The organism is Bacillus sp. CCNWLW194, from assembly GCF_037120585.1.
Classification (GTDB): Bacteria; Bacillota; Bacilli; order Bacillales; family Bacillaceae_G; genus Bacillus_A; species Bacillus_A basilensis.
The window spans coordinates 299,961-314,265 of sequence record NZ_JBBBBL010000002.1 but is presented as its reverse complement, the minus strand read 5'-3'; the positions used below and the strand labels follow the sequence as shown (position 1 = coordinate 314,265).

General features: G+C 36.1%; 14 protein-coding genes, 2 riboswitches and 1 other annotated feature. Of the genes, 12 read left to right on the top strand and 2 right to left on the bottom strand.

All coding sequences use genetic code 11. The features are described from left to right. Positions 1-22: 22 nt before the first annotated feature. Positions 23-724, bottom strand: a complete 702-nt coding sequence (pssA, locus tag V7S50_RS04970; RefSeq protein ID WP_000285422.1) for a CDP-diacylglycerol--serine O-phosphatidyltransferase — start codon at positions 722-724, stop codon at positions 23-25. Between the two features lie 181 nt (positions 725-905). Further along, on the bottom strand, positions 906-2,792 hold the full coding sequence (locus V7S50_RS04965; RefSeq protein WP_242251132.1) for an LTA synthase family protein: 1,887 nt from the start codon (positions 2,790-2,792) through the stop codon (positions 906-908). Between the two features lie 254 nt (positions 2,793-3,046). Between V7S50_RS04965 and V7S50_RS04960 the strand changes: the two genes are divergently transcribed. The 12 genes from V7S50_RS04960 to V7S50_RS04905 all read left to right on the top strand — a co-directional run bounded on the left by V7S50_RS04960 (position 3,047) and on the right by V7S50_RS04905 (position 14,210). Beyond that, a complete protein-coding gene (locus tag V7S50_RS04960) occupies positions 3,047-3,442 on the top strand; it encodes a DUF3888 domain-containing protein (protein WP_242251133.1) in 396 nt (131 codons plus the stop codon). Between the two features lie 89 nt (positions 3,443-3,531). After that, a riboswitch (Lysine riboswitch) is annotated at positions 3,532-3,713 on the top strand. Positions 3,714-3,893: 180 nt separating this feature from the next. Then, positions 3,894-5,210: a diaminopimelate decarboxylase gene (gene lysA / locus V7S50_RS04955; protein WP_242251134.1), complete on the top strand. Its 1,317-nt coding sequence runs from the start codon at positions 3,894-3,896 to the stop codon at positions 5,208-5,210. Between the two features lie 116 nt (positions 5,211-5,326). Continuing rightward, positions 5,327-5,435: riboswitch (SAM riboswitch) on the top strand. Between the two features lie 72 nt (positions 5,436-5,507). Beyond that, entirely contained in the window at positions 5,508-5,651 is a 144-nt protein-coding gene (locus V7S50_RS04950; protein ID WP_063224446.1) for a YezD family protein, read from the top strand. 87 nt (positions 5,652-5,738) lie between these two features. Next, complete coding sequence (locus tag V7S50_RS04945) at positions 5,739-6,443, top strand: phosphoadenylyl-sulfate reductase (RefSeq protein WP_242251135.1); 705 nt, start codon at positions 5,739-5,741, stop codon at positions 6,441-6,443. A gap of 38 nt (positions 6,444-6,481) precedes the next feature. Beyond that, the gene (gene sat / locus V7S50_RS04940; RefSeq protein WP_242251136.1) at positions 6,482-7,618 is read left to right on the top strand and encodes a sulfate adenylyltransferase; all 1,137 of its coding nucleotides are present in this window, start codon (positions 6,482-6,484) and stop codon (positions 7,616-7,618) included. Between the two features lie 12 nt (positions 7,619-7,630). Further along, entirely contained in the window at positions 7,631-8,242 is a 612-nt protein-coding gene (gene cysC / locus V7S50_RS04935) for an adenylyl-sulfate kinase (RefSeq protein WP_242251137.1), read from the top strand. A 145-nt stretch (positions 8,243-8,387) separates the two neighbouring features. Next, positions 8,388-10,010: a nitrite/sulfite reductase gene (locus V7S50_RS04930; protein ID WP_242251139.1), complete on the top strand. Its 1,623-nt coding sequence runs from the start codon at positions 8,388-8,390 to the stop codon at positions 10,008-10,010. Positions 10,011-10,020: 10 nt separating this feature from the next. After that, positions 10,021-10,221, top strand: a complete 201-nt coding sequence (locus V7S50_RS04925) for a DUF3906 family protein (RefSeq protein ID WP_242251140.1) — start codon at positions 10,021-10,023, stop codon at positions 10,219-10,221. 86 nt (positions 10,222-10,307) lie between these two features. Then, positions 10,308-11,084 carry a uroporphyrinogen-III C-methyltransferase gene (gene cobA, locus V7S50_RS04920; protein WP_063224441.1) on the top strand — a complete coding sequence of 259 codons (777 nt, stop codon included), beginning with the start codon at positions 10,308-10,310 and terminating at the stop codon, positions 11,082-11,084. Between the two features lies 1 nt (position 11,085). After that, entirely contained in the window at positions 11,086-11,841 is a 756-nt protein-coding gene (locus V7S50_RS04915) for a sirohydrochlorin chelatase (RefSeq protein ID WP_242251141.1), read from the top strand. Further along, positions 11,816-12,433: an NAD(P)-binding protein gene (locus V7S50_RS04910; protein ID WP_242251143.1), complete on the top strand. Its 618-nt coding sequence runs from the start codon at positions 11,816-11,818 to the stop codon at positions 12,431-12,433. The genes V7S50_RS04915 and V7S50_RS04910 overlap by 26 nt, the downstream gene beginning before the upstream one ends. A gap of 61 nt (positions 12,434-12,494) precedes the next feature. Beyond that, positions 12,495-12,743: a binding site (T-box leader), on the top strand. Between the two features lie 111 nt (positions 12,744-12,854). After that, a complete protein-coding gene (locus V7S50_RS04905; RefSeq protein ID WP_063224438.1) occupies positions 12,855-14,210 on the top strand; it encodes a sodium-dependent transporter in 1,356 nt (451 codons plus the stop codon). Positions 14,211-14,305 lie beyond the last annotated feature (95 nt).

The following is a 14,305-nucleotide window of genomic DNA, read 5'->3' as shown; positions in this document are numbered from 1 at the left end:
CTTCCGGAATCGGAAGGTTTTTTTATTTTTCTTTATTTGCTCTTTTAGATGGTCTTTGTCTAAGAAATTGAGATAGCATATACAAAATATAGAGTGGAATAGCAATGAATAAGAAAACAGAAAAATTACCGAACCCTGTTTGGTACATTGTAATAATGATTCCAACTAAAAATAGTGTAATAATGATGCTATATCGTGGAATTGGTACATCTTTTAAACTTGGGATACGAATGCGGCTTACCATTAAAAATGCGAACGTTACAAATACTGTAATAAGAACGATTTTTGGAATGGTATGTGAAAATAATGTTAAGAAAGCAACAAGCCCACCCGCTGCTGTAATCGGTACCCCAGTGAAATATTTCATTGAAGTAGAAGATGGTGTTACATTAAATCGTGCTAAACGATATGCCCCGAAAAGAGGGAATAATCCCGCTATGTATAGACCGATGATTCCGTAGTTGGAGAAAGATGTGTAATACATTAAAACAGCAGGTGCTGCACCAAATGTTACGACATCTGCAAGTGAGTCGAGCTCTTTTCCCATTTGTGAATCAACACGTAATAAACGAGCAACACGCCCATCAAGACTATCTAACATCATCCCGATAAGTACTAAAATAGCAGCTGATTTATAATATCCTAAAGATGCATAGCCGATTGACAAGAATCCACTATATAAATTTCCGAGCGTAAATAAGTTTGGAATAGCTGCTCTATACAAAATCTGATCCCTTGCTTTCTGTAATAAATTCTTAATTAGTGTATGAAAGTTTACTTATTTTATCATACCATAAATTTCTTCCTCATACGAAAGAAATTCCCAATTTGTGAAAGATTTCATAGAAGAATAATTTGAAAAATAAGTAAAAAAAGAAGCAACTTTTATAAAGTTGCTTCTTGTATTATTCAAATCTCGTTGTCATCGTTCCGGTTTTATACCGATTGTTAGGATCGAAACGTAATAAATCTCCATAAATGAGTTTGTCGGAGAGTTTCAATTCAGTTTTTGCTTTTTCAATATTTGGTTGACATAATGAAATGTCCGCCTCTTCACCTGTATTTCGTTTATAGCACATGTTTTTTGTATAAACATAATCTTTTGAAACGAAGCTACCATCACGCATTACCATAAGTGGGTCTTCTTCTTTAATAAATAAGTCAGTTCCAAATTCAACTGATTGATTTGTTTTAATACCAAGTAAATGAAGTAGCGTTGGTTTAATATCAATTTGACCAGATACTTTAGAAATGACTTTTCCTTCTTGACCAGGTACATGAATAATGAGAGGGACGCGTTGTAATTGCATAGAATCAAACGGTGTAATAGCGTCTTTCCCAAGGAATTGAGCCATAGCTGCGTTATGATTTTCAGAAATACCGTAATGGTCTCCATAAATGATAATAACTGAATTATCATACAGCCCATCTTCTTTTAATTGTTTAATAAACAGTTTAAGAGCTTCATCCGTGTAACGAACAGTTGGGAAGTAACGGTTTACAACACCACTTTCTGAATTAAACTCATCAACATATTGATCTTCTGGATTTAGAAGAAATGGAAAATGGTTTGTTAAAGTAATGAATTTTGTATAGAACGGTTGTGGTAAAGATTTTAGTTGTGGAATAGATTGTTCAAAGAACTCTTTATCTTTTAACCCCCAACCGACAGACATTTGTTCTGTGCCTACGTAATCATTTAAATTAAAGTAACGATCATATCCAAGTGCAGGATACATTACATCACGATTCCAAAACGTTTTATCGTTTGAATGGAAGACAGCAGAAGAATATCCGTATTTCTTTAATTGTTCTGGTGTAGCGGTATATTCATTTGTTGCATGAGTAAAGAATACAGAACCGCGGTCTAACGGATAAAGTGAATTTTCAACGATAAATTCAGCATCAGAAGTTTTACCTTGTCCTGTTTGATGATAGAAGTTATCGAAATAAAAACTATCTTTAATAAATTCATTTAAAAATGGAGTAATTTCTTTTCCATTTATTTTTTTATTAATAACAAAACTTTGTGTAGATTCCATTGAAATCAAAATTACATTTTTACCTTTGGCAGCTCCAAATAAGTTCTTATCAACTTGTTTATCTTTTGAGTCTGTATAGTTTTTAATTTCGGAGAACCCGTCCCCACTTGCAAATACACGTTCAGCTGAAGATTTCGATTGAAGTGTAATATCGAATAGATGATATGTGTATAAACCTAAATTTTTCACGACAGTTTGACGGTCAAATGAGCGTGAGAACATTTGTGGTTTATAAATAACGGAAACAACAATCTGTAGTGCTAATAGAGCTGTTACACCGCTAAAGAAAGTTCGCTTCTCAGAGCGAGAAAGCGGCGTCTTGTCGCAAAATGCCGGGAATTTACGCGAAAGAAACATTAAAATAATCGCATCTGCAAATAAAAGTAATGTTTTATACGTAAAGAGTTCTTTTATACTTGTCCCTAAATCAGCCATGTTATTTGTTTGGAATAATACTGGGAATGTAACGAAATCGTTATAAAACCCATAGAACATTGCATTTCCGAATAAAATGAATGATAGTATAAAACTGATTCCAATTATAATGCGGTTTCGGTGCTTAGATGCAAATAAAGAAAAACCGAAAAATAAAAGTAACGCAGCCAGTGGATTAATAAAAAGCATAAACTCTTCAAAGAAATTATCAATTTTAATATCAAATGCTAGCTTGTACACAATATATGTTTTTATCCATAATAAAACGACTGCAACGAGTGCAAATCGCAGTTTTGGAAACAGACGTTGTAGCATAATATACTCCTCTCCTAAAAAGCATGACAGTTCTTGTGAGCCGGTTTGAGTGGCGCCTCATTTTATATATACGAACAGTCCTTTGTTATTATGTTTATTATACTATGAGTATCATTATACGAAAATAAAAGAGAGTTGTGGGCTTTTTTATAATAATTGAGTAGAAAAAGGGCAGTAGGAGACAATAAAACGGAGTTTCTATGTATGATAATTATCGTGCGTAGAAAGAATCGTGTAACAATACGGAGGTTATAATGCGAAAATTATTATATTGTATAGTATGCAGTAGTGTTATACTTTTTGCTTCACCGAGTGTGTCGGTAGCCCAATATGATGCACCTCTTATGGAAGATGCCCTTTATTCTGTTTTATTTCCGAAAATAAATAAAGCAATTGAAAAACAATATGGGAGCTTGAAGCCGTATCAATGTCCAAAAATTATTAGTTTAAAAAAAGTGTATAGCGGTACATATTTATTTCAAGCGGCTATTGAAGTAACGAAGTATGAACGAGTCGCTGGGAAAATTGCTCCACCATTTGAGAAGGTAACGATTACATTTAATAACGACGAAGGCGAATGGGAAGTGACAAAGATTTTAGTAAAGCGCTTACCGAATGATACGAAACTAAACTGTAAAAAAACAATATAAAAAATTGTTTGACAAATAAAATGGTCCTTTGGTATTGTTAATAGCAACAATTAGATGTTTGAAAATTAAATAGACTTACCTCATCTACTCTCAAAGGTAGAGGCCGCGATAGGAAAGAGTAAGCTATGGGAGATTTAATGGAATCTGTGATCATAGGTTGAAAGGGACTATTGCCGAAATATAAGAATAACCATCTTATTCATATATTGGGACTGCATTGAATAAATGTAGTACTGTCATAAGATTTATTTTATGGAGAGCTATTTGGAGATGTTGATGCGGTTTCTTATTTTGAGGAGATAACAACTCGTTTATTTTTTCAATATATATTTTTCCTAATAAGAAACGCGTGTGAACATTGTTCCGCGCGTTTTTTGTCTATCTAAAAGCGTGCTGCAATGAATAGAAGATTGGGGTTATGAGTTTTAGAGGAAATAAGGGAGGAATTCAAATGTATTTACACGGCACAAGCCGAATCAATGGGCAAGGACACTTAGAAATTGGAGGGTGCGATACGACGCAGCTAGCAAAACAATACGGAACACCGCTTTATGTATACGATGAAGAGTCAATTCGAGGAAAGTGCCGCGCGTTTCATCGTGCTTTTAAAGAAAGTGGGTTCTCTTATCAAGTAGCATATGCAAGCAAGGCGTTCTTGTGCATGGAGATGTGCCGAGTAGCTCGTGAAGAGAATATGTCATTAGACGTTGTTTCTGGAGGGGAATTATATACTGCGCTTCAAGCAGGATTTCCGGCATCGCGTATTCATTTTCACGGCAATAATAAAACAGAAGAAGAGATCGTGATGGCTCTTCAGGCGAATATTGGTTGTTTTGTCGTAGATAATTTCTTGGAATTAGAAATTTTGTATGATTTAGCGGTGCAACACGGGAAATTTGTGAACATATTAATCCGTGTAACGCCTGGAGTAGAGGCACACACACATGAATATATTACAACAGGTCAAGATGATTCGAAATTTGGATTTGGCGTTTCAAATGGTCAAGCAATGCAAGCCATTGAACTTGCTTTACAAAAATCAAATTATAATGTGTTAGGAATTCATTCACATATCGGATCGCAAATATTTGAAACGGCTGGATTTGTTCGAGCGATTGAAGTTCTTCATCAATTTTTAGAAGAAGTGAGAGAGCGAACGAACTATGTAGTAAAAGTGCTAAATGTGGGCGGAGGATTCGGAATACGCTACACAGAGTCAGATACACCATTAACTCTTGAGACATATGTGCGAGCTGTAACAAGTGCAGTGAGAGAACAATTTACAGTATATAATTATCCATTGCCAGAAATATGGGTTGAGCCAGGCCGTAGTATTGTAGGTGATGCTGGAACGACAATTTATACAGTCGGATCTGTGAAAGACATTCCTGGTATTCGGAAATATGTATCAGTGGATGGTGGGATGACTGATAATTTAAGACCAGCTTTATATAACGCTCGTTATGAAGCTATGTTAGCAAATCGAGGGAATGATGAGAATGAGGAAATCGTTTCGATTGCTGGGAAGTGCTGTGAGAGTGGAGATATGTTGATTTGGGATATTACTCTACCGAAAGTTGCTTCTGCCGATTTATTAGCAGTTTCTTGTACGGGAGCATATGGGTATTCAATGGCAAATAATTATAACCGTATTCGAAGACCAGCCGTCGTCTTTGCAAAAGGTGGAACATCACAAATTGTTGTAGAGCGCGAAACATATGAAAATATTATTGGGAACGATCGCATACGTATTAAAGAACTTGTTTAAATGGGGAAAAGGAGTTGTTCGGATGGGCAATTCCTTTTTTATAAAATAAAATAATTAAAATATATCGGAAAACTAGGATTGAAAAAAATCAGAATTGTGATAAAATACAAATACAAAGCTTATCAAGAGAAGCGGAGGGAACTGGCCCGACGAAGCTCGGCAACCTGCTTATAGAAAGCAAGGTGCTAAATCCAGCAAAATGGAATCCATTTTGAAAGATAAGGTAAAATATATTACCGAACAGTCTTTTCGAAATGGGAAAGATTTTTTTTATGAATAAAAAGGGGGGCTGTTCGCGTGAGTGTACGGGAACATTATGAGGAAGTATCTGAGAAAATTCAAGCGATGCTTGCTGATATGAAATATGGTTCAATTACAATTGTTGTGCAAGATGGAAAAGTCATTCAATTAGAAAAAAGTGAAAAAGTACGTTTAAAGTAAAAAAGCGCTGACTAGAAAAACTAGAGGCGGTTTTAACCTATTTTATTAGGTTAAAACCGCCTTTTTGCTTTTACAGGGGGAAAAAACATGTTGACGTATGAAACGTGGGAAGAAAATGCGGTTTCATTTTCAGAAGAAGATGAAACGAAAGGCGCGCTGTCAGTATTAAGTTGGGCTTATAAAGAGTATAAAGATGAAATTGTATACGCATGTAGCTTTGGAGTGGAAAGTATGGTATTACTGCATCTTATAAACCAAGTAAATCCATCTGCTAAAGTTGTATTTTTGGATACAAACGTACATTTTCAAGAAACGTATGAATTAATTCAAAAAGTGCGGGAACGATTTCCTTCATTGAATATTATAGAAAAACAGCCAAAACTTACACTTGATGAACAAGCAAAATTGCATGGTGATAGGCTGTGGGAAAACAATCCCAATCTTTGTTGTAAGATTAGAAAAGTTTTACCTTTAGAAGAATCATTGGCAAATGAAAAAGCGTGGATATCAGGATTGAGAAGGGAACAATCAGAAAACCGTAAGCATACAAGGTTTATAAATCACGATCATCGCTTTCAATCTATTAAAGTTTGTCCGCTCATTCATTGGACGTGGAAAGAGGTATGGCGATATGTATACAAACATAGCTTGCCGTATAACCCATTGCATGATATTGGATATCCAAGTATTGGGTGTGAGAAGTGTACGCTGCCTGTAGGAGAGGGTGGCGATTCGAGAGATGGTAGATGGGCTGGGAAAGTGAAAACAGAATGTGGCCTTCATTACCAATAAGATGAATTTGAAAATAAAGCTAAGAGAGGGTATAGAAAATGAGTACAGTAAACGAATTAATAAATCGAATAGACGAGACATACGACGTATCACAAATTGAAAAAGAAATTCAACTAGATAACATTGCTTTAAGTGATTTAGAGCTATTAGCGACAGGGGGATATAGCCCGCTTACTGGTTTTTTAGGAAAGAAAGATTATGATTCGGTTGTAGAAACGCTTCGTTTAGCAAATGGGAGCGTTTGGAGTATACCAATTACATTACCAGTCACAGAAGAAGTTGCAGAGACTCTAAAAGCTGGAGAGGAAGTAAAACTTGTTAACGGTGGAAATGTATATGGTGTTATTCAAATAGAAGATGTTTTTGTGCCTGATAAGGAAAAAGAAGCGTTATTAGTGTATAAAACGACGGATGAGGCTCATCCTGGAGTGAAAAAATTATACGAAAGACCTAACGTTTACGTTGGAGGAACTATTATTCTTACAAAACGTTTTGAAAATAATCCGTTTCCTTCTTATCATTTAGATCCAATTGAAACGAGGGAAGAATTTAAAAAACGTGGTTGGAAAACGATAGTCGGATTCCAAACGAGAAATCCGGTACATCGTGCCCATGAATATATTCAAAAATCTGCTCTTGAAATTGTAGATGGCCTCTTTTTAAATCCGCTCGTTGGAGAAACGAAGTCGGACGATATTCCTGCTGATGTAAGAATGGAAAGCTACGAAGTATTACTTCAAAACTATTATCCGAAAGATCGTGTCTTTTTAAGTGTATTTCCTGCAGCAATGCGTTACGCAGGACCGAGGGAAGCGATATTTCATGCATTAGTCAGAAAGAATTTTGGATGCACTCACTTTATTGTAGGACGTGATCATGCAGGGGTAGGAGATTATTACGGTACTTATGAAGCGCAAGAAATTTTTACAAACTTTACAGTGGAAGAGTTAGGGATTACACCGTTATTTTTTGAACATAGTTTTTACTGTGCGAAATGTGAAGCGATGGCTTCGACGAAAACATGCCCGCACGGGAAAGAGGATCATGTTATTTTATCGGGTACGAAAGTAAGAGAACTATTAAGAAACGGTGAAGTTCCGCCAAGTACATTTAGTCGTAAAGAAGTAGTGGAAGTACTAATTAAAGGTTTGAAAAAAGAAGTAGTAACAGAATAGGGAGAGAATGAGATGGACACGAATATTACTTGGCATACAGCTTCTGTTTCAAAAGATGAGAGAAGAGTGAAGAATGGGCATCATAGTTTTGTGATTTGGTTTACTGGTTTATCAGCTTCGGGTAAATCTACAGTAGCGAACGCGGTTGCTCGTAAACTATTTGAAAAGAATATTGGAAACTATGTACTTGATGGAGATAATATACGCCACGGTTTAAATAAAGACTTAGGTTTTTCTGAAAGTGATCGTATGGAAAATATAAGACGGATTGGCGAAGTGGCGAAGCTATTTGTAGATCAAGGTACTGTTGTTCTTACAGCGTTTATTTCACCGTTTCGAGTAGACCGAAAACAAGTAAGAGATCTATTAGCTGCCGATGAGTTTATAGAAGTATTTGTAAAATGTCCAATTGAAGAGTGTGAGAAACGTGATCCGAAAGGGCTTTATAAAAAAGCAAGAAAAGGTGATATTAAAGAGTTTACAGGTATCGATTCACCGTATGAGGAACCAGAGAAAGCGGAATTAATCGTAGAAACGCACAAGTATTCTATTGAAGAATGTGCAGAACAAATCGTGAAGTACTTACAAGAGCGTAGTTTTACCCCGCTATTTACCGGGCAGTAAAACTCCCATCTCAAAATTTGGCTAGGGCAAAGAAGTTAGGTGGGAGATGAACTGCCCGTAAATGCCCGATTGATTCAACTAATAATCAGTGGAGGATGAACACTCCCCACTGATTAAAGTTTCACTTTATATAGGGGGATAAAAAATGAGTTATGAAAAAGTATGGGCTAACAATGAAAAATTAAATCAAACTGAGAAAAATAAATTAAAAAAAGATGGATTGGAAATCTTTAATGATATTCCTTACTATGCAGAGAATGGCTTCGAATCTATTCCGAAAGAAGAATGGGACGCATTCAAATGGGCAGGGTTGTATTTACAAAGACCGAAAGAAGCTGGTTATTTTATGATGCGTGTAAATATTCCTTCAGGGGTTATTACGAATGCACAGGCAGAAGTGCTTGCTTCTATCGCTGAGGATTATGGGCGCGACGTAATAGATATTACTACAAGACAAGCGATTCAGTTTCATTGGTTGGAAATTGGGCACATTCCAGATATTTTTAAAAGGTTAGCAAGAGTTGGGTTATCTTCAGCTGGGGCGTGTGGTGATATAACGCGTAATATTACAGGGAATCCACTTGCTGGCATTGATGCAAATGAACTGTTTGATACAACTGGTATTGTGAAAGAGGTATATGACTATTTCCAACATAATGAAGAGTTTTCTAACTTACCACGTAAATTTAAAATGTCTATTAGTTCTAACATTTATAACTCAGCTAACGCAGAGATTAACTGTGTTGCATTTACACCTGCTACGAAAGAAATAGATGGTGTGAAAAAAGTTGGTTTTCATATAAAAGTAGGCGGTGGATTATCAGCTCGTCCGTATTTAGCTGATGAATTAGATGTATTCGTTTTACCAGAAGAAGTGAAGGCAGTAGCGATTGGGATTGCTACGATATTCCGTGATTTTGGATACCGTGAAAAACGTCATTTAGCTCGTTTGAAATTTCTTGTTGCAGACTGGGGAGCAGAGAAGTTTAAAGAGAAACTAATAGAGTATACAGGACCATTGCAAAGTAAAGGAGAAAGTGCAGTCAAAGGCTGGAATGCAGGATACTTTTATGGTGTTCAAAATCAAAAACAAGAGGGATTAAAATATGTAGGTTTTAATGTGCCGGTAGGACGCCTACATGCAGAAGAAATGTTTGAAATTGCAAGAATTGCTAAACAGTATGGGAATGGACAAATTCGTACATGTAATTCGCAAAACTTCATTATTCCGAATGTTCTGCCAGAGAATGTAACTGGTTTGCTAAATGAACCGTTGTTTGAAGCAATATCAGCAAGTCCAAAATCGTTTATTGGTCATGCGGTTTCTTGTACTGGTATTGAATATTGTAATCTTGCTTTAGTAGAAACGAAAGAAAGATTGCGAAAAATTGCCGAATACTTAGATACACAAATTGCACTCGATGTTCCGGTTCGTATTCATATGGTAGGATGCCCGAATTCGTGTGGTCAACGTCAAATCGCTGACATAGGATTGCAAGGTGTGAAAATGAAAACGAAGGAAAAAGGAATCGTTGAAGCATTTGAAATATATGTAGGTGGAACGTTGTTAGATGGCGGTGCTTATAATCAAAAGTTAAAAGGAAAAATAGATGGCGAGGATCTACCTGATGTACTCGCATCATTTATAAGTTATTTCAAAGAAAATAAATTACCGGCTGAAACATTTTATGATTTTGTGGGCCGTGTGGGTGTAGAGACATTACAAATAGCGTTAAATAACGTGTTAGAAGAAGTAATAGCGTCTTAGGAGGGACAATATGGATTTATATCGATTTGAAGCTGTATTAGTAAATAGTATTGTGCCAATTGTTGTTGTTGCTGAAAGTGAAGAACATGCATTTAAGATGGCGGAGATTGAACTTGAAAAACATTTTTTACCGTTACCAGAGGTAAAGGAGATTGCTTTATTTGAAAAAAAGAAAATTCGAAAAAGCGCAGCCTTTGTTATTCACGAGTAAGGAACATTGAAATATGAAGAAATGAAAACTTCCATTCATATATAAGGATGGAAGTTTCACTTTAATAGTAGAAATGAGGAGAGATGATGGGAAAAGTATATATCGTTGGAGCAGGCCCTGGTGATCCAGATTTAATTACTGTAAAAGGATTGAAGTGTATTGAGAAGGCAGATGTTATTTTATACGACCGTCTCGTGAATAAAGAGTTGCTATCATACGCAAAGCCTGAAGCGGATTTGATTTATTGCGGGAAACTCCCGAATTATCACACGATGAAGCAAGAGACAATTAATACGTTTCTTATTAAATATGCGAAAAAAGGAAAAGTTGTAACGAGGCTTAAGGGCGGTGATCCATTTATATTTGGTAGAGGAGGAGAAGAGGCGGAAGCGCTAGCAAAGCAAGGTGTACCATTTGAAGTTGTTCCAGGTATTTCAGCTGGAATAGCTGCACCTGCATATGCTGGTATTCCGGTGACGCATCGTGATGCAAGTGCGAGTTTTGCTATTGTGACAGGGCATAGGAAAGAAGATGCTGAAGAGGAAGTGAAGTGGGAAAATTTAGCGAAAGGTATAGAGACTTTAGCTGTATATATGGGGGTTAGCAATTTACCCTACATATGTGAACAACTGATGAAGCATGGAAAAGATAAAAGGACGCCTGCTGCTATTATTGAGCGTGGAACGACATCTATGCAGCGCACAGTTGTAGGGACGTTAGGAACAATTGTAGATGTTGCGAAAAAAGAACAAATTCAAAATCCGAGCATGATTGTAATTGGAGAAGTCGTCCGTTTTAGAGAAAAAATCCATTGGTTTGAGAAACAGACAGAAAGTACGTATCAAGTAAGTGGAGTGTTATAAAATGAAAGGCGTCTTATATATATGTCATGGAAGTCGCTTGAAAGCAGCTAAAGAAGAAGCGGTTGCATTTATTACGTCATGCATGAACTGTGTAGAGGCAAGTATTCAAGAAGTTTGTTTTTTAGAGTTAGCGAGTCCAACTATTGATGAAGGATTCCGTACATGTGTGAAGCGTGGTGCTACAGAGGTTATTGTTATTCCAGTTTTTTTATTAGCGGCAGGTCATGTGAAAACAGATATCCCGTTTGAATTGGAGAAGTTAACTAATCAATTTTCGAATGTTAAAGTGACCTATGGTAATCCGTTTGGTGTATCAGAAACACTTGTTAAATCGGTGTATAGCGGAAGTGGCATTGAACAGGAAGATAAGAATGAAGTGACGTTACTTCTCGTTGCAAGAGGGAGTAGTGATCCTGAAGTATTAAGAGATATAAGCTGGATCGCTTCTTTATTTCAAACGGAAGAGAAGATTAAAAAAGTAGAAGTTTGTTATTTAGCGGCTGCAGAGCCAAAATTTGAGGAGAAGTTAAAGGAAGTTGTAGAACGAAAAGAAAAGAACATCGTTGTGCTGCCTTACTTATTATTTACAGGTTTACTTATGAAACATATTGAAAAAGAAGTGCGCCAATATGAGTTGGATGAGATAAAAATAAGTCCGTATTTAGGAAAGAATGAAGCGTTTCAGTACATGTTAATTCAGAAAACGAAGAAATTATTGAAGGGAGATCAATATGTATCCACTTACAGTGCGAGTTGAGAAGAAACGTGTTGTTGTCATTGGTGGAGGGAAAGTCGCGGGATTTAAAATTATTCCTTTACTAAAACAAGGTGCAGATATAGTTGTGATAAGTCCTGAATTGGATGCGAATTTAGTGAAACTTGTAGAAGAAAAGAAAATTCGTTGGTATCAAAGGGAGTATGAAAAAAGTGATATTAAAGACGCCTTTTTAGTTGTTGCAGCGAGTAGTGATGCTGTATTAAATGAACAAATTGCTGAAGATAGCGCAGAGAATCAATTAGTAAATGTTATTACGAACCCGGAAAGTGGTAATGTTCATTTTCCGGCAGCGATTCATCGTGGGTTACTGAATGTGGCTGTTTCTACCGGAGGGGCAAGTCCGAAACTTGCAAAAAAAATTCGTGATGATATCGCAAATAAATATGATGAGGCGTATGAAGCGTATCTTGATTTTTTATACGAAGTTAGAGTAAAAGTGAAAGCATTACAAATAGAGAAAAGGCAGAGAAATATATTGTTGCAAGAGGTATTAAAGTCGATATATGTTCAAAATGAACAAAAAAGAGAATTGTTTTTACAAGAATTAGAGAGAAGAGTTCATATAGGATAATGAATAAATTGTACTTTACAACTATAAAAATATAATTTATAATCACAAGTAACTTCAATAGATGAAATCGATGAGCAAGAAGAGTATGTATATTTGATACGTTCAGAGAGCTGGGGTAAGGTGTGAGCCCGGTACGATAAAATATACAGAATGGGCTTGCGAGAGGTATGTTGAACATTGTAGTAGGCAACCCGGGTTCCGCCGTTAAAAGGATAGAGTATCGGAGTTTTTCCTGTACTTGAACAAGTGGGATTTATCAATCCAATTGAGGTGGTACCACGGTATTAACATTACATATATCGTCCTCTACATGCATATTTGCGTGTAGGGGACTTTTTTATTTTCTAAAGGAGGTGTGCGAGTATGAAATGAAAGTGTATAATTAACAAAAGTTTAAATATTCGGAAAAGGAGAAATTATGATGAAAGAAACACAGCAATGGACGTCGAAAATAGGCTTTGTACTCGCAGCAGCCGGAGCCGCAGTAGGTCTTGGTGCAATATGGAAATTTCCGTATGTTGCAGGTAATGGCGGGGGAGGCGCATTCTTCCTTGTATTTTTACTATTAACTTTATTTATAGGTATGCCGCTTCTTTTAGCTGAATTTGTTATTGGACGTAGTACGCAAAAAGAGGCAGTTACAGCTTATAAAGTACTCGTACCAAATAGTAAATTGTATCCTTGGATTGGTCGTATGGGAGTTGTAACTTGTTTTAGTGTACTCTCTTTCTATAGTGTTGTAGGTGGATGGATTTTACTGTACTTATACTATAGTGTTACAGGAAGCTTCTGGAATGGTGTTGTTGATTATGGGAAATTGTTTGGTGAAACGATTTCAAATCCAGCAAGTGCGATTGGAGCGCAATTTCTCTTTATGCTTTGCACTATTTTTGTTGTAAGTAAAGGTGTAGAAAAAGGGATAGAAAAAGCAAGTAAGTATATGATGCCGTTATTATTTATTTTATTTATTGCGATCATTGTTCGTGCATTAACACTTGATGGTGCTTTTGCAGGAGTAGAGTTCTTCTTGAAACCTGATTTTTCAAAGCTTACAGCAGATACGATTTTATATGCGATGGGACAATCTTTCTTCTCGCTAACAGTAGGTGCCTCGGTAATGGTAACGTATAGTTCGTATTTGAAGAAAGAAGAACATTTAGCTAAATCAGCAACATCTATTGTAAGTTTAACTGTTTTTATTACAGTACTTGCAGGATTAGCGATTTTTCCAGCGATTTTCGCATTAGGCGTTAAGCCGACTGAAGGACCGGGATTACTGTTTATCGTCCTTCCAGCAGTATTTGCGAAAATACCATTTGGACAATTTTTCTTCATTATGTTTTTAGTTTTATTCTTCTTTGCAACGTTAACATCTGCGATTTCCATGCTTGAAATTGTAGTAGCATCTGTTGCGAAAGATAATGAGAAAAAGCGTCCGTCAGCATCATTATTAATCGGTATTCTTATTTTTGCAGTTGGAATCCCGTCAGCATTATCGTTTGGCGTTATGAGTGATGTGAAAATATTTGGGAAAACATTCTTTGACTTAGTCGATTTCTCAGTAAGTAACGTATTGCTGCCGCTAGGAGTACTAGCTATTTCGTTATTTGTACCAAATAAAATGAGTAAAGAAATGTTAATGAAAGAATTAGAAGTTACGGAAACGAAAGGGAAAACATTATTTAATATTTGGTTCTTCTTGCTTCGTTATGTTATTCCAGTAACTGTAATTATTGTATTTTTAAATGCGATAGGCGTATTTAAAATGTTTGCATAATAAAAAGACGGAGTTTTCTCCGTCTTTTTATTATGCTGTAGGTGTATTTAATAAGCGATTATATGCTTTATAAGCTGTGATGACTACGAGGAATG